This window comes from Lichenicola sp. GTC18331 (assembly GCF_055386855.1).
Genome location: NZ_AP045015.1, coordinates 1,938,445 through 1,957,492, shown reverse-complemented (window position 1 = coordinate 1,957,492; position 19,048 = coordinate 1,938,445). Strand labels below are relative to the sequence as shown.

Below are 19,048 nucleotides of genomic sequence, written 5' to 3'. Positions count from 1 at the left end.
TCATGCAATTGGGTTCGGCGGCGACTCAAGCGTCATCCCAGCACCCGGTTCCGGACGCGTGCCGAAGATGGCGCTGCCGACCCGGACGGAGGTCGCGCCGTGCCGGATCGCGATCGGGAAATCGTCCGACATACCCATGGACAGCTCGGACAGCCCGTGCGCCGCCGCGATCGCGGCCAGGCGGGCGAAGAATGGCGCGGAATCGGCGCCATTGGGCGGGATCGCCATCAGCCCGGTCAGCGCGGTGCCGAACCGGCGGCGGCACGCCTCGATGAACGCATCTGCGTGCTCGGGCGACACGCCGGCCTTTTGCGGCTCCTCGCCGATATTGACCTGCACCAGCAGGGACGGCAGACGGCCGTGCTTTTGTGCCGCTGCCTCGATCGCATCTGCCAGACGCGGACGGTCCAGCGTTTCGATGCGATCGGCGATGCGCACCGCGTCCGCCGCCTTGTTGGTCTGGATCGGGCCGATCAGATGCAGGCGCAGCGCGGGATGATCCGCCCGAAGCCCGGCGAACTTGTTCTCCGCTTCCTGCACCCGGTTCTCGCCGAACACGGTCTGGCCGGCGGCGAGCGCCGCGAGCACGGCCTCGTGCGGCTGGAATTTCGACACGGCGACCAGTTCGATCGCGTCCGGCGCGCGGCCGGAAGCCAGGGCGGCCTCGCGCATGCGAGCGCGGATCGTCGCCAGCGCAAGGGCGATCGACGTTGTTCCGGCATCGGCAACCGGGCGCCCGGAAGGGGGCGTTCGATCCAGGGAAGGAGACATCATCGGCTGTTGGTTCCTTCGCCTGGGCCGGAACGTCAAGCGCCGCCGATCTCCAGCAACAATTCCCGGGCGCGCAGACGCTCGTTCCGCGCCAGGATCATGGAGCTTCTGCTGGCCGGGTCGCCGGGTATCTCACCCTGCGGCCGGCTTTCGCCATTGCCGACTATGCGGGTCAGGATCGCCATTTCCGCAATCACCGCCTGCCTTCGCCCCGGCGTGTCCGGATCGAACCACAGCAGGCAAACGCGCGCCCAGCCATCGAGAACCGTTTCGAGCCGGTGCATCCAGTCCGGCCCCTGCCGGACGCCGTCGCGCCAGGCCGCCAGCAGCGGCATCGGATCGAGCAGGGCCGCATCCACTTCCGGCAGAAGCCGGTCCAGCGCGGCAAGACTTGCGTCCGCAGCCTGTATGATCCGGCCGATCACGGCACCGTCCGTACCGTGGCTGGCGCTGTGTTCCTCGGCGAGCGAGGTGCGGAGTCTTTGCAACAGCGTGGCGATGCGTCCCCAGCGTCCGGTCCCGTTGCGCGGGATGCCCGCCGGGCCCCAGTGGTCCGACGGCGCATGACCGTCGGCGGCGATGCCGGTGCAGACGGTGGCGAACTGCGCCGATACGGTCCGGAGCGATTCGGCGAGTTCGGGAGCGTGCCAGCCGAGCCGCCCTGCCAGTTCGAAGAAGCCGGCCCGGCTCAGGCAATGCGCCGCTTCCTCCGGCCGGGTGAAACCGGCACGCCGGGCGATCACCAGCAGAAGCTGGCCGCCCAGACGGAGAGCGCCGTTGCGCTGCTGTTCCTCCACGTCGCGTGCGGCCTCGGTCGCGCCCAGCCCGGCATGTCCTTCCTGGGCGACGGCGCGGGCCGCGTCGCGCACGACGCGAGGGTCGATCCGCTTCTCGCCCGACAAGCGTCCGATCAACAGCGTGTCGTGCAGGCAGGGCGTGGCGAAGCCGGTCACCACCGGCCAGGACGTGACGTAGACGCCGCGTCCGCCGGACGGGTTCGGCAGGATGAACTCGGTTCCGTTGCTGCCCATACGAAGCCGGAGCCCGGCCAGCGTGGGCGCCAGGAGCGGCAATTGCACGCCCGCATCGGAAGCGTTCTCGTCGCGCTGGAGCAGGACGCCGGGACCGCGGGTGTAGGGCGCGAAGGATCGGCCGCCCGCAGGACGAGCCGGAACGGACAAAGGCGCGACGCGGCCAGTTGGTGCGATCTGAGCGGCGATCATCGCGGTTCTCCCGGAACGGAGCGCCGCGCCCTGGCGAGCTGAACCGCCTTGTCGCTGCCGCACAACAGTTCGACCAGCCGCAGCCGGGCGACGGCGGTCTGGTTGTCCAGGACGCTCACCAACGGCATCACGCTTTGCTCGATCATGATCTGGTAATCCTGCCCGCGGTCCAGTCCGGCCGCGGCGGCGGCGAAGGCGTTCAGATGGCGGGCATCCGTCTCGATGGTCTCGAGAATGGCGAGATCGGCCGGATCGGGCGCGGACGTCGCCAGGGCCCGCTCGAATCTGTCGAGACGGCCGCGCAGGCAGCGACTGAACAGGGTCCGGCTGCCGGCATCCAGCACGTCCCTCAATCTTTCGGCGCGCTTTTGTTCGAAGCCGGGGCGGTTCTCGATCTGATTCAGGTCTGCCACGCGTCGCATCACCTCGAGACGGCGCAGCAGCAGGGCGGGATCGTCCGGGGACGGGTCGTCGCCAGCGGGTCGCGCGGCCTGTTCCAGATGCCCCAGCATACGCGTCACGGCCTGATCGATGCCCGTGCGGAGCATCGATCCCAGGCGATGGCCACGGGCGAACGTGCCGGCGAGGCGTATCAGCAGATCGGCCGGGACCTCTTCCATCAGCAGTGCGAGCATGACGCCCCAGCCGATCGGTCCGGTTTCCGCAGCCGTATCGAGCAGAGACAACAAGGCCGGTTCCAGCGCCGGGTCGCGCGGGGAGGGCAGGACGCGGATGGCGTGCGCGCTGCGGAACACGAGAACGAGCACGGGCAGAAACTCCCGCAGCGTCGCGGGGGAGATGCCGCTCGATGCCGCCCAGGCGGGGTCGTTCCAGCCGGACGGGATAAGCGAACCGCTCAGGATGGCCGCGGCCGCACGCCATAGCGGACGGCCATGCCGGGACAATTCGGTCGTGTCGTCGGCATCGAACACCGGGGGGGTGGGAAGGGTCTTGTCGTCTGCCGCCTCGAGCAGGGCGAGCACCGGGCCCACGATCGAACGTGGCACAGTGGGCGTGCCCGGCTGCCAGCGCGCGGCAGGAACGAGCAGACGGTCGAAAGGCGTGAACAGGAGCCGGTTGCGATGCATGGTCCGAACCGGGCGCAGGGTCGCCAGCCGGTCGCGCAGCGGTTCCAGCAACGCATCGGCGGCGCCGCGTTCGGGCATGCCGTCGATCAATCGGGTGACCTTGCGAAGCTTGGCGTCGCTGACCTCGCGGAACTCCTCGCCCAGGGCGGTCAGATGGGCGGTCGCCGTTTTGGGCGGAGTTGTTCCGATGCCCGGTGCGTCAACCATGCGCGCCGCCCAGATCCAGTTCCAGCACGCGCGCGCGTTCGTTGCGGGCCACCAGCTCCGAAGCCGATCCCGCGAAGCGGGGGCCTGCCGGGCGTTCGTCGTCCTCCGCCGCCGGTTCGGGGACGACCGGTTTGTGGACAGGATCCGGGACCGTGTCCGGATCGGTCTGACTCCGTTCCGCGGCCAGGCGGGCCAACAAGGCGAGCTCCGGCAACACCGCGATGCGCGCAGTGGCGCTGGTGGCGCTCATCCAGAGAGCGGCGATCCTGTCCCAGCCATCAAGCCCGGTTTCGACGTCGGCGATCAGCCGCAGCGGGGCGAGGGGACCCGCCTGCCACAGAATCAGAAGGTCGAGGGGCCGCTCCAGCAGGGACGCCGCCGCATCGAACACGGACTGACCGTGGTGCCGGCACCGTTCCAGGTCGGGCAACAACCGGCGCAAGGGGGCGGGCAGGTCGTGATCGCTGCCGCGGTCTGCCCGGAGCAGGGAGATCTCGTGCGCGATCTCGCCGCGCATGCGATCGAACCGGGTCAGCAGGACCGCAAACCGTCCGTTGGGGAGAACCGGCGTGTAGGCGGCGGAAAGACGGGCCAGGGCATCGAACAAGCCGGCGGGGGTCCAGCCCAGCCGTATCGACAGCGCTTCAAGACCGGGAGTCATCAGGCACGGGCCGGCCTGGCCCAGCTTCTGGAGATGCCCGATCCGTTCTTCGGGGAGCAGGCCGGCGGCGTCGATCAGGGCCATCAGAAGCCGCGACCAGAGCCGGAGCCGTTCGCCCTGCTCACGGGCAGCCGCGCGTTCGGCCGCTTCGGCGACGGCGCGCCCGGCGTAACCCTCCGACCCCACCGCTTGCGCCAGGCTGCGCACCGAGGGTGGATCGATCACGGGCAATTCCGCCAGCCGGCCGGCGAGAACCACGTCGTGCAGGGTGGGTGACGCGTACTCCGCGATCGACGCCCAGCTCACCACGTAGATCCCACGGCCTCCGGACGGATTGGGCAGCAGGAAATCGGTCTTGCTGCCGGCGCGGCGCACGCAGACGCCGCACAGAAGCGGCGCGGTGAAAGGAACGAGCGTGCCGGAGGGGTCGTCGGCGCTGCGCTGGTTTCGTTGCCACTCACGCGAGAGCATCATCGACGGTCATCCTGGGACACTTCTTGTCGGAGGCGGCGCCCTGGCGGTTCGTCCACTCGCGTGGCATTTGTCCGGCGGCGCACCGCACCGTGTGGAATACTGACCGAGAACGATGAACAGTCGATTAACGCGCCCCCCGTCTTCCGACCCGACCCGCCAGATCGCCTTCGACGTGCTCGTGGCCGTGAGCGAGAAACGCCGGGCGCTGGAGGATGCGCTCGATGCGGCGGATCCGGCGGACAGCCCTGTTTCCTCACGCGATCGCGCGGCGGCGCATCGTCTGGCGGCCACCGTTCTGCGTCGTATGGGCACGCTGGATGCCGCCGTGGAGCCGTTTCTGAAGAAAGCGCCGCCGGAGCGGGTGCGGCTGGCGCTTCTGATGGGCGCGGCCCAGCTGCTGCTGCTGGACACCCCAGCGCATGCGGCCGTCGGCACGATCGTGTCGCTGGTGCGCGCCAACAAGCTCGAACCCTTCGCCGGGCTGGTGAATGCGGTCCTGCGCCGTGTGGCACAGGCCGGGCCGGCGGCGCTGGAGGGGCTGGATCAGGCGCGCCTCGACGTTCCGGCGTGGCTCTGGTCGAGCTGGGGCGCCGATGCGCGCCGGATCGCCGAGGCTCTGGGCGGGGAAGCGCCGCTCGATCTGTCTCTCGCTCCGGAGGCCGCGGTGCCGGACGGCGGCATCGTGCTGCCAAACGGTTCGGTGCGCTTGCCTGCGGGCACGCGCGTGGCGGCGTTGCCGGGGTTCGAGGAAGGGGCGTTCTGGGTGCAGGACGCCGCAGCCTCTCTGCCGGCGCGATTGCTGGCGGCCCGGCCGGGCGAGTTCGTCGCCGATCTGTGTGCCGCGCCGGGCGGAAAGACCGCGCAGCTCGCCCATTCCGGCGCCCGCGTGGTGGCGGTGGAGCGCGACGCGCACCGTTTGCGCCGCCTGCGCGAGAACGTCGCCCGGCTTCGTCTGGAGGTGGAGCTGGTGCAGGGCGACGCCACCGAATGGCGACCCCCGCAGCCTTTGGACGCGGTTCTGCTGGACGCGCCGTGTTCGGCCACCGGCACAGCGCGTCGCCATCCGGACGTGCTGCGTCTGCGCCGCGTGGCCGATCCGGGCGGGCTGACCGAGACCCAGGACCGCCTGATTGAAGCGGCGGCGCGCATGCTGCGTCCGGGCGGTCGGCTGGTCTACGCCGTGTGTTCGATGCAGCCGGAAGAAGGGCCGCAGCGCGCGACGGCGGCGTCGCGGTTCGGTCTGCGCCCCGATCCGTTCACGGAGGCGGAGCTGGCGATGCTGCCGGAAGCGCGCACGGCCGAGGGCTGGCTGCGCACCCATCCGGGCCTGTGGCCGGAGCATGGGGGCATGGACGGATTCTTCGCCGCCCGGTTCTTTCGCGTCTGATCCTCCTGACGGCACCGAGACTGCGGCGATGGCTCCGCTGCCCGGTGCCGTCGACGCAGACCGTGGAGGCGCCGTAACATGCCCGCCTGACGGGGTGGTGCGGCGCGCGGCGCGCATCGCGACTGGCCAGCACGGCACGGTTCCTGCACGATCCCGCTGTCATGACGCGCAGGCGCCGTTCGCTGGAGGGTCGATCCATGGGTCGTTGGTTGGGACTTCTGGTCGCGGGATCGGCGATCGCGGCGATGGGTGCGGCACCGGGACTGGCACTGCCACCGGCTCTGGCGCAGGCCACGACGCCCGCCACCGCCGCGCAGAGCCCGGCCGCCGCCGCACCGCAGATCGACTGGCGCGAAGGCGACGTGGAGGATGCGTTCGCGGAAGCGCGCGAGAAGAACAAGCCGGTGCTGCTCTACTGGGGCGCCAAATGGTGCCCGCCCTGCAACCAGTTGAAGCAGGGCCTGTTCAAGGATCCGACCTTCATCGCCGAGACGCGGAATTTCGTGCCGGTGCATCTCGATGGCGATGCTCCGGACGCGCAGAAATGGGGCGAGCGCTTCGGCATCGCCGGCTATCCGACCGTGATCGTGCTGCTGCCCGACCACACGGAGATCACCCGCCTGTCCGGCGGCTCGATGGCCGATACCCTCACCGGCGTGCTGAAGCTGGCGGCCGCGCGCACCAGCTCCACCGAGGATCTGCTGGCGCGGGCGGAGAACCCGGCAAGTTTGTCGCCCGCCGACTGGCAGTTGCTGTCCAGCTTCGACTGGCTCGACGATCCGAAACATGTGGGCGATCTGGCCAAGGGGTCGATCCTGGTCGCCAGGCTGGCCAAAGCCGCGCCCGACCCGGCGATGCGACGCCATTTCGCGCTGACCGCCCTACTGATGGCCAGCGGCGATGCGGACCAGCCGAAGCTGTCCGCCGAACAGCAGGCGGTGCTGCGCCAGACCCTGCCCGGAATTCTGGCCAGCTATGCCGAGGTCAAGAACAACCGGCAGGAGCTGGCCGAGGGCACCGCGACCCTGATCCTGGCTTTGCCGCCGGGTGCGGAGCGTGCGCGTCTGGCGCATGATCTGGTCGCGGCGATGGACCGGATCGCCGCCGACGACACCGTGCCGCTCGGCGACCGCGTGTCGAGCATCGATCCGGAGATCGTGCTGTCCAAGGCCGCCCATCACGGCACCGTGCCGCCTGACGTGCTGGCCAAGGTGCGGGCCCGCGTGGCGATGGCCGATCGTCTCGCCACCAACCCGCAGCTGCGCCAGGGCGTGATGCCCGGCGCCGGGGAGTTGCTGGTCGAGGCCGGCGATCCCAAGGGGGGTGCCGCCGTGTGGGAAGCCGAGCTGCCGCATGCCGTGGCACCGTTCTACTACATGGCCGATCTGTCCGATCTGGCGGAGACCGAGAAGAACGACGCGTCGGCGCTCGACTGGGCGCGCAAGGCGGCGGAGTCCGCCGAAGGGCCGGCGACGCGCATCCAGTGGGCGATCCGGTATTCGGACGCGGTCATGAAGCTGGAGCCGGCGCAGAAGGAGGCGGTGTCGGCGGCGGCCTCGATGGTGATCGACCGGCTGGCGCACAACAGCAGCGGCTATGCCGAGCGGACGCAGCGCAAGGTGGCGCGCTGGGGCGACCAGCTTCGGGCCTGGAGCGCGAAGAACGACGGCGCGTCGGTGTTGCGGACGCTCGACGCCCAGCTGGACGCCGCCTGCGCCGGCGGTCGCTGCCAGAACGTGCTGAAGAGCTGACGGAGCGTTCGGCCGCCCCGGCGATCGTTTCGCCGGGAGCCGACCTTGTGCCGGCTGGTTGATCCATTGCACCATGCGCGCACGCATGAGCACCATCGAACCAGCCTCCGATCCGAACGCCATCCTGGTGGCGCCCAGCCTTCTCGCCGCCGATTTCGGCCGGCTCGACGAGGAGCTCGCCTCCATCGAGGCGGCGGGCGCCGACTGGGTGCATCTGGACGTGATGGACGGCCATTTCGTGCCGAACATCAGTTTCGGCGCCCCCGTGATCAAGGCGCTGCGTCCGCGCAGCAAGCTCGTGTTCGACGTGCATCTGATGATCGCGCCGGTCGACCCGTTCCTGGAGATGTTCGCGGAGGCGGGCGCCGAGCACATCCACCTGCATGTGGAAGCCGGCCCGAACACGCATCGTTCGCTCCAGGCGGTGCGCGCTCTCGGCATCAAGCCCGGCATCGCCATCAATCCCGCAACGCCGGCCGAGATGATCGCCCCGGTGCTGGATCTGGTGGACATGATCCTGGTGATGACGGTGAATCCCGGTTTCGGCGGGCAGAAATTCCTGCATTCGCAGCTGAACAAGATCCGTACGCTGCGTCGCATGGCGGACGAGACCGGGCGCCACATCCGCATCGGCGTCGATGGCGGCATCGACCACGAGACGGCCGGGCTCTGCACCGAAGCCGGCGCCGACGTGCTGGTGGCGGGAACCTCCGTGTTCGGCCAGGCCGACCGCGCGTCGGCGATCCGGTCCCTGCGCGGCGGCGGCTCCGTCGCCGCATGACGCATCGGCGCGGCCGCGAATGGTGATGGGTCGCTGGACACGGGACGCGCGTCTGGGAATCGCCCGCTTGTCGCTGGCCGGCATGCCCGGCCTGTCCGGCAGCCGCGTGCCCGACGCGCCGTCCGTGTCCATCCGCGATCCCTGGCCGGGTGATACCGGACGCGGCAGCCGCCTGATGAAGGGCGAACTCGTGTTCGCCGGCACCACCATCCGTCTGGCCCCAGGGCAAGGCGAAGGGCAGTGGAACGACCAGACCGTGCCCGAGACGCTCCGGGCGCACGCGCACGGCTTCTCCTGGCTGCGCGATCTGCGCGCGCTGGGTACGGATGGCGGCAGGCTGCGGGCGCGCGCCCTCGTGCTGGAATGGTTGTCGCGACCGCCGCACGATCCGGTGGCGCGTCTGCCGCATGTGGTGGCCTCCCGCGTCACCGCCTGGTTGTCTCATTTCGATTTCTTCGCCGCCTCCGCCGACGACGCGTTCCGGCAGAAGCTGATGACGCGTTTGTTCGCCGAGGCGCGCCTGTTGGCGGCGGGAATTCCGACGCCGGAGCACGACCATCATGCCCTGGCCTGTTTGAAGGGCCTGCTGGCCTGCGCCGTGGCGATGCCGGGACAGTCCGGCTACCTGTCGCGCACCCTGCGCCATGTCGGTCCGGAGATCGGCCGACAGATCCTGCCGGACGGCACCCATGCCGAGCGCAGCCCGGCTTCGCAGCTCGCCGCCTTGCGCGAGTTGGCCGAGATGCGTCTGCTGATGCAGACCGGACAGATCGCGCCGCCTTTGGCGATGGCCGCGGCCCTGGACCGGATGGCGCCGGTTCTGCGCGCGCTGCGCCATCCCGATGGCGGCCTGGCCTTGTTCAACGGCGCCTACGAGGAGAACCCGGCGCGGATCGATCTGGTGCTGAGCCAGGCCACGCGCGGCCGGTCGCAGGCGACGGCGATGCCGGATGGCGGTTTCGTGCGCATCCAGTCCGGTCGCGTCGTGCTGATCGCCGATGTGGGTCCGCCGCCGCCGCCGGGCTTTTCAGCCGACGCCCATGCCGGAACGCTGTCGTTCGAGCTGTCGGTCGGCCGCGAACGTTTGATCGTCAATTGCGGCGCGGGCACGGCACCGGCCTGGCGCGACGCGCTGCGCGCTACCGCCGCGCACTCCACCCTGGTGGTGGCCGATACCTCGTCTTCCGAGTTCCGCGCCGGTCATGTGTCGCGCCGGCCCAACAAGGTGACGGTGGATCATCACGAATCGTCCGGCGCGCATTGGCTCGATCTGACCCAGGACGGCTATCTGCCCGGCTTCGGCGCCACCCATGCGCGGCGCATCTATATCGCCGAAGGCGGCGAGGATATTCGCGGCGAGGACGCGCTTCTGGGCGAAGGGCTGGCGGACAAGCCGGTGCCGTTCGCGCTGCGCTTCCATCTGCATCCCGCCGTGACCGCGCGTCGGGAATCGCCGGCGGACGAGGATGGCGGGTCCGTGCTGCTCACGCTGGAGTCCGGCGCCAAATGGCGCCTGCGGGCCGATAGCGGCCGCTTGTCGGTCGAGGAAAGCATCTATCTGGGCGGCGAAACCCCCAGGCGCAGCGCACAGATCGTGATCGCGGTGACGCCTGCCGCCGCCAAGCCCGCCGACAAGGACGCGCCTGCATCGGAGACCTCCGCGGACGAAGCCGAACCTGCCGACGCCGTGCAGGAGACCGGACCGGACGCCGCTCTGGCCGCCCGTACCGTGCGCTGGGCGCTGAGCCGGGTGGAAACCTGACCGCGGCTGTGTCCCGATGAAGATTCTCGAGATCACCAACGTCGATTTCTCCCTGCGTCATTTCCTGCTGCCCTTGATGGAGGGGTTGCGCCGGAACGGGCACGAGGTGGTGGGGGTCTGCGCCGACGGGACGCTGCTGGACGACGTGCGCGCGGCCGGGTTCCGGGTTCTGACCCCGCCGATGGCGCGGTCCTTGTCGCCGGTCGCGCAGGCACGGGCCTTCTGGGCGCTGCTGCGGTTGATCCGGCGGGAAAAGCCGGATCTGGTGCACGCGCACATGCCGATCAGCGGCGTTCTGGCGCGTCTGGCGGCGCGTCTCTGCGGCGTCCGGGCGATCGCCTATACCTGCCACGGCTTTCTGTTCAACCAGCCTGGTTCGCGCAAAAGGCGGTGGCTGGCACTCGCGCTGGAATGGATCGCCGGGCGCGTCACCACGCTGTATCTGACCGTGTCCGACGAGGAGGCGGCCGATGCGCGCAGGCTCGGGCTGCATAAAGGCGCAACCGGCATCGGCAATGGCCGCTCGCCGACGCTGTTCCGGCCGGATGCGGAGGCGAGGCGGCGCATCCGCGACGTGTTCGGCGTGCCGGACGAGCGGCCGGTGGTGATCGCTGTGTCGCGTCTGGTGCGGCACAAGGGCTATCCGGAGCTGCTCGAAGCGATGGAGGCGGTGCCAGGGGCGGAGCTGTGGGTAGTGGGCGAGCGCCTGCCGTCCGATCACGGCGAGTCGCTCGATGAGGCCTTCGCGCGGGCCGAGCGTGTGCTGGGCCCGCGCCTGCGACGCCTCGGCTATCGCACCGACATCGCTGCCCTGCTCGCCGCCGCCGACATCTTCACCCTGCCCAGCCATTTCGAGGGGCTGCCCATGTCGGTGATCGAGGCCATGCTGTGCGGCCTGCCTGTGGTGGCGACCGATATTCGCGGCCCGCGCGAACAGGTGGTGCCGGGCGTCACGGGCCTGCTGGTGCCGCCGCGCGCCGTGCCGCCGCTGGCGGATGCGTTGCGGCGGCTGACGGCGGATGCCGCATTGCGCACCCGCATGGGCGCGGCCGGGCGCGCGCGGGCGGTGGAGCGCTACGACGAGGCGGCGGTGGTGGCGCGGACGGTGCGGTTGCTGGAAGGTAGTTCTAACCGATCGCTGCGTCGAGCTGCTGGCAAATCCCGCCTGCGCGGTCCTTCTCCAGCCAAGCGAAGACCAGACGCCCATCGCTGATTTCCTGGAGTCGTGCACCGATGTTGCGCTTTTCCAGGCTGTCCGCATTGTCGGTGCGGTCGGCGCCCTTGTACTCCGCGACAAGCATTCGCCCATCTGTTAGTTCGGCGATGAAGTCGGGATAGAAAAAGTCGCTCGATGTCGGGATCTTGTAGGACCACTCGGTTCTGTCGACATTGCGGACCCAAAGTTTCACGGCGGGATGGTCGTCGATTTCAACGGCGGCACAGTACTCTTCGCCGCCATGACGTAAGTCGCCGACCCGTGCGAAGAAATGTTTCTTGGGCTTCCATGGCCCCGTATAGGGCGTGCGCGGATCATAGCCCGCCCTGCTGAATCGGAAGGCAAGATCACCGTAATCGAGCTTTGGCGCCATGTCGTCGAGCACGAGCTGGAGACCCCTGCGTCCCGCCTCGTGTCTCAATTGCGCCACGCGCGCGATGATCGCGCGTCGGAGCGCGAACTTGCCGCGCACGAGGATCGGCAGCGCGATCCGCGTCGCCGCCTCCGTCACCACCCGTCGGCAATATTCCAGGAACACCGGCTGCGCGACATCCCGCTGTCGTGTCGAGCGATCCAGCCACCGGGAAAGGGTCGAGGCATCCCAGCCGGCGGCGTCATCGAGTGCCAGCTCCACTGTGTTCTCAATGCGGCTGAAAATTACGTGGTCGCCCTCTACATCCATGGCAAACACGTCCGGACGATCCGTCAGGGTGAAGCCGGGCAGAAGCGCATCAACCGTTCGAAGATCCCAGCCGCCCAAGTCAACGAAACTCTCTGGAAAGACGAGTTCGCGCTGACCGTCGGTGTCGAGTGTCAGCCGGGGCAGCACCAGCACCTGCCCCTGTTCAGCCGGTGATAGGGCGACCGCCGCCCTGGCCCGAAATCGATCCAAGAACGACTCCGCCTCCGGCGCATCATGCAGGATCGCAACGGCGACTTCGCGGACAACCGGCTCCGGCGTTGCCGGATCAATGGTGATCGCGACACTGCCATCCCCGCTGTCGGCGATCCGGGTTGCCGCGACCATCTCCGGCGTCCAGTTCGTCTGGTCGGGCCGCACCGTCGCCCGCAGCAACGGGGGTGTCGGCCGATCGGAAATGGGGTACTGGCCATCAAGGTTGAGCGTCGGGGGCGCCTCGACGATCGCCTCCAGCGCGCTGCGCTCGTCAAAACCCATCTCAACCAAACGGTCGCGCAAACCGTCCGCCGCGTCATGGAAGCTGCGCTCCGAGACGTGAGCGTAGGCGCGGTTCAGCTCCTCCGACGAGCGGCGCGTGGCGAACGGCATCCGCAATACCCGGCCCAGCAATTGCTCAACCGCGCCGCTGCTGCGAATGCTGGCCAGCGAGCAGAATACGTAGGCGAAGGAGCAATCCCAGCCCTCCCGTAGCGCATCGACGGTGATGACGTGCTCAATTACGCAGGCCGGATCGAACAGGTCGATCCCGTCCAACTCGCGCTGGCTGCCGGTGGCGACCGCGATTCGATCGGCGGGTATGCGGCAATTCTCGATCAGGTGCTGCTTTACCACCGCAACTTTCGCCTCCGCCCCCTCGCGCTCGGGCTGCGCCTGATAGAGCGCGATCGGGCGTATCCCGCCGCCATCCGTCGACGCAATGGCCGCCAGCCGTGCACGGTTATCGACCGCGTAATCGATCGCGGCCTGCCAGCCTGCATGTTGCGAGAGGTGGATCGGCAGCTTGATCATGTCCGCCGCCTTGAGCTCGGCGGCGGTGGCCGAGACGATCACGTTCGACCGCACCGGCGTCGCGGTGAACTCCACCACGGCGGCGGGGGACAGACGCTCGAAAACTTCGCCCGTCAGTGTGGAGATGAAGTTGTGCGCCTCGTCCACGATCAGCAGGGGGCGATGCAGTTTAAGCAGATTGGCGAAACTGGCGATCGGCCGGCCCCGGCGTGACCCGCTTTCATGCAGCATCAGACCAGGCTGCGACGGTATCGCGGCGAAATGCGGCTCCAACTCCTCGTCGTCGCGAAAAACATTGCGGTCGGGCGCGTTCCTGACCCGGAAGGACTGCACGGTCGCGATGATCACGGTGGCCGAGTCCGTCAGATCCTGCGGGCGAATCTGCCGCCGTTCGTCAATGCCGTAGACCCGCACTGCGCCGCCGAACGCGGTTTCCAGCGCCTGCCTGTAAGGATGACCGATGCGCTTGAGCGCGCCCAGTGTCTGCTCGGCGATGGTGGTGGACGTGACCAGCCACAGCACCACCGGGAATCGCCGGGCAAGGTAGGTATCGCGCGCGATGCCGATTGCGTGCGCGGCCAGAAGCGTCTTGCCGCCGCCGGTCGGCAGGCGCAGGCAGCAGTAGGGAACGTCTGGCAGGCCCGCGAGCGGGCGATAGCTGGCGGCATAGCTGCCTGGCCGGCCAAGCGCGCAGGCCGCCTCGTAAGCCTTGGCGTGGGGGCTGATCGTCGCTCGGTCCAGAAACACCCGCAGCGCATCGAGCGCGCGCGTCTGATAGCCTTTGAGCTGCATCAGCGTGCCTTCACGTCGTAGGGCGTCTGCTTGAACACGATTCCTGCATCGGCCAGCCGCTGCACACCCAGCCGGCTGCGCTCGCCATAGACAATCATCGGGCCGTCCGATCCCGCCTCCGCGCGTAGCCGCGTCAGCAACGCCGCCGTCAGCACGTTGCCGCCGTTCACTGAACGATCCCCGAGGATGCCGTTGTAAAGCAGCGCGTAGGCGGTGCCGTCATGCACGCCCAGCACCGGCCCGGTCACGGCACCGCCGAACGGCGTTCCCGTTTCGCTGAACCAGACATGGGCGGCCAGCGTGGCGAAGGAGATGCCGTCCGTGATGTGTCCGTCGGCATCGAACACCGTCTCGCCCAGCCGAAAAAAGCGGTAGCCACCGCCGCCACGCCAGCCGACCGCCTCCGAGATGCCTCCCTGCTCGCCGGCGATCACTTTGTCCAGCCGGAGCTTGCAATGCGTTTCCGCATGATCGCCCATTTCGATGCCGATCCAACGCCGCCCCATCTTATGCGCCACCGCCGCCGTGGTGCCGGAGCCGAGGAAGCTGTCGAGCACGAGATCGCCAGGATTGGTGGCAATATGGATTATGCGCTGAAGAAGACGTTCGGGTTTTGGAGTTCCGAACGGTGTCTCGTCATCAAACAGCGTTAAGATTTCTCGTTTCGACTCCTCGTTAGTGCCAACATCTCCAGCCAACCATAGGGACATTGGCACCAAACCTACTTCTTCGCCGGCAAACTGCTTGATACGCGGGCGGCCGCCACCCTCGCGTGGGAAGTAAACACGGTTCTCGGCCTCGTATCGGCGGAAAACCTGCTCGGTCGCGCCCCAGCAGCGGCCACGGGGCGGCTCATGTCGTTCGCCATTCGGCCCCTCGATGATATACATCTGATTAGGCCTGTGACCCTGTGCCGAGAATGGAATGGAGCGCCAAGGCCCGCGTGGATCGGCGTCCGGATTAGAAAAGCCGTTCAGGTTCGGCGGCAATGGGTTTCGGACTGTTTTCCAACGGGTGGGTGTCATCTTGCTATAAGCAAGCGCCGTGTCGTGTGCCAAGCCAATGGCAGCGCGATTTTCACGTGATGTGCGCTTCTGCCAAATGATTTCTGCTAGAAAATTTTGTCTCCCAAATACCTCGTCCATCACAACTTTGAGGTAGTGCCCCTCGTTGTTGTCAATCGAGACCCAAATGCTGCCGTCTTCTGCCAGTAACTCGCGCAGCAGCACGAGACGCGGGTAAATCATCGCCAGCCATTGGCTGTGTTCAAGATTGTCGTCGTAGTGCTCGAACGCCGAGCGAGTATTGTAGGGCGGATCGATATAGATGCAGCGCACCGCGCCCTTGTAGTAAGGTAGCAAGGCCTTCAGCGCGTCGAGATTGTCGCCCCGGATCAGCATGTTGGCCGGATCGGCGTTGCCGCCGTCCAAGTCGGGAGTCGGCTCCAGCAAACGATAGGGCACCGAGGCGGCTGCGTGTATGTCGGTTCCGCGCGTCATCCAGTCCAGTATCGGCACCCGGTCCCCGCCTTCGATGGAACCGGCGGCGAGCGGCCGGCGGTTTCCGGCAGATTATCGTCCGCGCCGGGTCGAACGCCAGTCCCGCCCGGTAGGGACGACCGGGTTAAAGCGCGCGCGCCGCCGGGACCGTTCGGCGGTCAATCGGACGATGTCAGGGATGTTCAGCACCATTCGCCGGCGCGCATCAGCGGAACCGCGTTGCCGCTCTTCTCGATCGCATCGACGTCGATCGCGCCGGAGCCGATCATCCAGTCGATATGGATCAGGCTTTCATTGGCGCCGCGTTCGGACAGCGTGCCGGGAACGCCGTCGCGCATGCATTTGCTGTAGGCCTGGCCCAGCGCGATGTGGCTGGCCGCGTTCTCGTCGAACAGCGTGTTCTGGAACAGGACGCCGCTTTGCGAGATCGGCGAGGAATGCGGCACCAGCGCCACCTCGCCCAGACGCGCGGCGCCCTCGTCGGTGCCGAGCACCTTCGCCAGCACGGCCTCGCCCTTCTCGGCATGGGCGTCCACGATGCGTCCGCCCTCGAACCGCACCTGGATGCCGTCGATCAGCGTGCCCTGGTAGGAAAGCGGCTTGGTGGAACGCACCGTGCCGTCCACGCGCAGGCGATGCGGGGTGGTGAACACCTCTTCCGTGGGCAGGTTCGGATTGCACAGCACGCCGTTGGCGGCATGCTCGGCGCCGCCGGCCCAGAGATGGCCGTCCGCCAGGCCCACCGTCAGATCGGTGCCCGGGCCACGGAAGCGAAGCGACGCGAAATCGCGGTCGTTCAGCATGCGGCCGCGCTCGGCCAGCACGCGGTTATGCGCTGCCCAGTCCGCGACCGGATCGGCGCCGTCGACGCGCGAGGCGGACAGGATCGCGTCCCACAGCCGCTCCACCGCCTCGGCTTCCGGCAGCGCCGGAAACACGGTGCGCGCCCAGGCCGGGGTGGCGTAGGCGACGATGCTCCAGTTGATCGCGAAATTGGTGATCAGTTCCAGCGACGGCCGGTTGACGCGCGACTGAGCCCGGCTGGCGCGGGAGACCTTGTCCGTGTCCTGTCCGGCCAGCAGGGATGGATCGTCGCCGGTGATCGCCAGCCTGGCCGCGTTCTGCCGGAAGGCCTGGGCGATGCCGTCGGCGAGCCAGCCCGACGCCGTATCGAAACTGTCGTCCGGCGCGAAGCGGAACCGGGCGAGGCGGCTTTCGTCGTCGTTGTAGAAGGTGGTCACCAGGGAGGCGCCGGCGCGATAGGCGTGCTCGGTGATGCGTCGCACCAGCGGCACGGCGTCGAGCGGCGCCGTGATCAGCAGCTCCTGACCGTGCTGGATGTTGAGGCCCACGCGTACGGCGGTTTCCGCCAGACGATCCAGCTTCTGCACGAACGGCGCGATCGCCTGGTCGGTCGGAATGGCGTTCATCGGCAATCTCCTGATCCAGACCCCTCTCTGCGCGGCTGGGGACAACGGTGCAAGTTGAAACCCGGCCACGCCCGGTGGATGCTCTTCTGATCCCCGTTCTCCGTCCGAAAGGTTGCCGCGACATGAATCCAGCCCAGACCGTCGCGCCGTTCGCCGAGATCGACCCGCCCGCGCGCCTGCTGATGGGGCCGGGGCCGATCAACGCCCATCCGCGCGTGCTCCGTGCGATGTCGGCGCAGCTTCTGGGACAGTTCGACCCCGAATTCACTGGCTACATGAACGAGACCATGGCGCTCTACCGCCGGGTCTTCCAGACGGAGAACCGCTGGACCTTCCTGATCGACGGCACCGCGCGCGCCGGGATCGAGGCTGCCCTGGTGTCGCTTCTGGAGCCGGGCGATCCGATCGTGATCCTTAGCGCCGGGCGGTTCGGTCTGCTTCTGCGCGAGATCGCCGAGCGCTGCGGCGCCGAGATCAGCGTGGTGGAGGCGGAATGGGGACAGGCGATTCCGTTCTCCGCTATCGAGGAGGCGGTGATCCGGGTGAAGCCGCGCGTCGTCGCCGCCGTGTTCGGCGATACCTCCACCACCATCGCCCAGCCGATGGACGGGATCGGGCGGCTTTGCACCCGGCATGGCGCGCTTCTCTATATCGACGCCACCGCCACCCTGGGCGGCATGGATGTGCCCGTGGACGGCTGGGGCGCCGACATCGTCACCGCCGGCTTGCAGAAATGTCTGGCCGGCCCGTCCGGCTCGGCTCCGATCACGATATCCGACCGGGCCGCGTCGCGGATCGACGGCCGCCGCCATGTGGAGAAGGGCATCGCTTCAGGAGGCGACCGGCCGGCTTCGGGGCGCCGCATCGCCTCCAACTACTTCGATCTGGCGATGTTGATGGATTACTGGTCCGAGCGCCGGCTGAACCACCATACCGAGGCCAGCACCATGCTCTACGGCGCGCGCGAATGCGCCCGTCTGGTGGTCGAGGAGGGGCTGGAACGCCGCATCGCCCGGCACAGGCTGAACGGCGAGGCCATGGCACGCGGGCTGGAGGCGATGGGGCTCAGCCTGTTCGGCGACCAGAACCACAAGATGCACAACGTGGTGGGGATCGAGATTCCGGCCGGCGTGGATGGCGAGCGGGTACGGGCCGCCATGCGCGAGGAGTTCCAGATCGAGATCGGATCGTCGTTCGGCGCCCTGGCCGGGCGGATCTGGCGCATCGGCACCATGGGCTACAACTGCCGCAAGGATGCCGTGTTGACGACGCTCGGCGCGCTGGAAGCGGTGCTGCGCGGCGAGGGTGTCGGGGTGCGCTCGGGCGCGGCCGTGGATGCGGCGCGCGCCCGATACGCGGAGGGCTGAAAGCCCGCCTTACTTCTTCTTCGGCGCGGCCTTCTTCGGCGCGGCGTCCTTCTTCGCGGCCGGCTTGTCGGACTCGCCGTTCAGCGCGTCCTTCAGGCCCTTGGCGGCGCGGAAGCGGGCCGCCTTGCTGGCCGCGATCGAGATCGCCTCGCCGGTCTGCGGGTTGCGGCCCTGGCGCGCGGCGCGCTCGGACACGTCGAAGATGCCGAGGCCGGAATAACGGACCTCTTCACCGGCGTTCAGCGCCTCGACGATGGTCTTCGCGACCGCCTCGAGCACCTGGCCGGCGGCGTCACGGGACAGATCGGCGTGCGATGCGACCTTCGCCACGAGATCGGCATGATTCATGGTTCTTCCTCCGATTGGTGAGAGCAGCAACGTTCGGCCCGCAGGAAGTTGCCGGGTCGGTCCGTGCTGCGGCTATGCCCCGCCTGGGGCCGATAGCACCTGGGAGCGAGAAAGACAGCACCTTAGGGCCGCTTCAAGCCCCCCGAATGCACGGAGATGTGGAAAACTCGGGCAATCGGCCCGGATTTCGCTGTTTTGGCGATCACGGTTGCGAAGGTGCAGCGATCTCCCACCCGTCGCCCACCGCGCGAAGGGGAAAATATTGCGGTCGCAGCACCACCTTGCCGTCGCCGGGACGGCGCACCTGCTCCCAGACCGAGCAGCGCAGACGGTCCGGCGTCGGGCCCGGCGCGGTCACGACGGGCGCATGCAGGATGCCCACATGCGACACATCGGCGCGCGCATCGGCCTGGTCCAGGAAATCGAGCACGTAGGGGTTGGCGCAGGAGCGGGGCGCGCAACCGGACAGAAGGGCGGCGGCGCACAGCAGAACGGGGATCGCCGCAGCGGCTCGGGGCTTGAGGACGGTCACGTTGACGCATGGCTCCAGATGGCGCATCCCCGGCCACCATTCGGCCGTGCG

The 19,048-nt window shown here is 68.4% G+C and carries 15 protein-coding genes; 6 read left to right on the top strand and 9 right to left on the bottom strand.

Annotation, left to right across the window (positions count from 1 at the left end; genetic code table 11):
* Genes ACZ5BM_RS08945 through ACZ5BM_RS08930 form a run of 4 tightly spaced genes read right to left on the bottom strand, consistent with a single transcriptional unit; the run spans position 1 to position 4,424 of the window.
* Complete coding sequence (locus tag ACZ5BM_RS08945; RefSeq protein WP_498911559.1) at positions 1-771, bottom strand: YggS family pyridoxal phosphate-dependent enzyme; 771 nt, start codon at positions 769-771, stop codon at positions 1-3.
* 35 nt (positions 772-806) lie between these two features.
* Entirely contained in the window at positions 807-1,994 is a 1,188-nt protein-coding gene (locus ACZ5BM_RS08940) for a hypothetical protein (RefSeq protein WP_498907556.1), read from the bottom strand.
* Positions 1,991-3,289 carry a hypothetical protein gene (locus ACZ5BM_RS08935; protein WP_498907555.1) on the bottom strand — a complete coding sequence of 433 codons (1,299 nt, stop codon included), beginning with the start codon at positions 3,287-3,289 and terminating at the stop codon, positions 1,991-1,993. The genes ACZ5BM_RS08940 and ACZ5BM_RS08935 overlap by 4 nt, the downstream gene beginning before the upstream one ends.
* On the bottom strand, positions 3,282-4,424 hold the full coding sequence (locus tag ACZ5BM_RS08930) for a hypothetical protein (RefSeq protein WP_498907554.1): 1,143 nt from the start codon (positions 4,422-4,424) through the stop codon (positions 3,282-3,284). The genes ACZ5BM_RS08935 and ACZ5BM_RS08930 overlap by 8 nt, the downstream gene beginning before the upstream one ends.
* A 112-nt stretch (positions 4,425-4,536) precedes the next feature.
* Here ACZ5BM_RS08930 and ACZ5BM_RS08925 point away from each other — a divergent pair, with 112 nt between their 5' ends.
* From ACZ5BM_RS08925 to ACZ5BM_RS08905, 5 genes are all read left to right on the top strand, one after another.
* Positions 4,537-5,811, top strand: coding sequence for a 16S rRNA (cytosine(967)-C(5))-methyltransferase (locus tag ACZ5BM_RS08925; protein WP_498907553.1), 1,275 nt, complete (start codon positions 4,537-4,539; stop codon positions 5,809-5,811).
* Positions 5,812-6,008: 197 nt separating this feature from the next.
* Positions 6,009-7,562, top strand: a complete 1,554-nt coding sequence (locus ACZ5BM_RS08920; protein WP_498907552.1) for a thioredoxin family protein — start codon at positions 6,009-6,011, stop codon at positions 7,560-7,562.
* A 94-nt stretch (positions 7,563-7,656) separates the two neighbouring features.
* The gene (gene rpe, locus ACZ5BM_RS08915; RefSeq protein ID WP_498911558.1) at positions 7,657-8,343 is read left to right on the top strand and encodes a ribulose-phosphate 3-epimerase; all 687 of its coding nucleotides are present in this window, start codon (positions 7,657-7,659) and stop codon (positions 8,341-8,343) included.
* 19 nt (positions 8,344-8,362) lie between these two features.
* Positions 8,363-10,105, top strand: coding sequence for a heparinase II/III family protein (locus ACZ5BM_RS08910; protein WP_498907551.1), 1,743 nt, complete (start codon positions 8,363-8,365; stop codon positions 10,103-10,105).
* 16 nt (positions 10,106-10,121) lie between these two features.
* On the top strand, positions 10,122-11,318 hold the full coding sequence (locus ACZ5BM_RS08905; protein ID WP_498907550.1) for a glycosyltransferase family 4 protein: 1,197 nt from the start codon (positions 10,122-10,124) through the stop codon (positions 11,316-11,318).
* Here ACZ5BM_RS08905 and ACZ5BM_RS08900 read toward each other — a convergent pair.
* The 3 genes from ACZ5BM_RS08900 to ACZ5BM_RS08890 form a co-directional block, all read right to left on the bottom strand.
* On the bottom strand, positions 11,233-13,821 hold the full coding sequence (locus tag ACZ5BM_RS08900; protein WP_498907549.1) for a DEAD/DEAH box helicase: 2,589 nt from the start codon (positions 13,819-13,821) through the stop codon (positions 11,233-11,235). The genes ACZ5BM_RS08905 and ACZ5BM_RS08900 overlap by 86 nt on opposite strands.
* Positions 13,821-15,338, bottom strand: a complete 1,518-nt coding sequence (locus ACZ5BM_RS08895; protein ID WP_498907548.1) for a site-specific DNA-methyltransferase — start codon at positions 15,336-15,338, stop codon at positions 13,821-13,823. Before ACZ5BM_RS08895 ends, ACZ5BM_RS08900 begins: the two co-directional genes overlap by 1 nt.
* A gap of 164 nt (positions 15,339-15,502) precedes the next feature.
* The gene (locus ACZ5BM_RS08890) at positions 15,503-16,750 is read right to left on the bottom strand and encodes an aminopeptidase (protein ID WP_498907547.1); all 1,248 of its coding nucleotides are present in this window, start codon (positions 16,748-16,750) and stop codon (positions 15,503-15,505) included.
* Positions 16,751-16,872: 122 nt separating this feature from the next.
* On the opposite strand from ACZ5BM_RS08890, the gene ACZ5BM_RS08885 reads away from it, so the two are divergent.
* The gene (locus ACZ5BM_RS08885) at positions 16,873-18,117 is read left to right on the top strand and encodes a pyridoxal-phosphate-dependent aminotransferase family protein (RefSeq protein ID WP_498907546.1); all 1,245 of its coding nucleotides are present in this window, start codon (positions 16,873-16,875) and stop codon (positions 18,115-18,117) included.
* A gap of 9 nt (positions 18,118-18,126) precedes the next feature.
* Here ACZ5BM_RS08885 and ACZ5BM_RS08880 read toward each other — a convergent pair whose 3' ends face one another.
* Both ACZ5BM_RS08880 and ACZ5BM_RS08875 read right to left on the bottom strand, forming a co-directional pair.
* Positions 18,127-18,495, bottom strand: coding sequence for an HU family DNA-binding protein (locus ACZ5BM_RS08880; RefSeq protein ID WP_498907545.1), 369 nt, complete (start codon positions 18,493-18,495; stop codon positions 18,127-18,129).
* 172 nt (positions 18,496-18,667) lie between these two features.
* Complete coding sequence (locus ACZ5BM_RS08875) at positions 18,668-18,997, bottom strand: hypothetical protein (RefSeq protein ID WP_498907544.1); 330 nt, start codon at positions 18,995-18,997, stop codon at positions 18,668-18,670.
* Between the last annotated feature and the right edge of the window lie 51 nt (positions 18,998-19,048).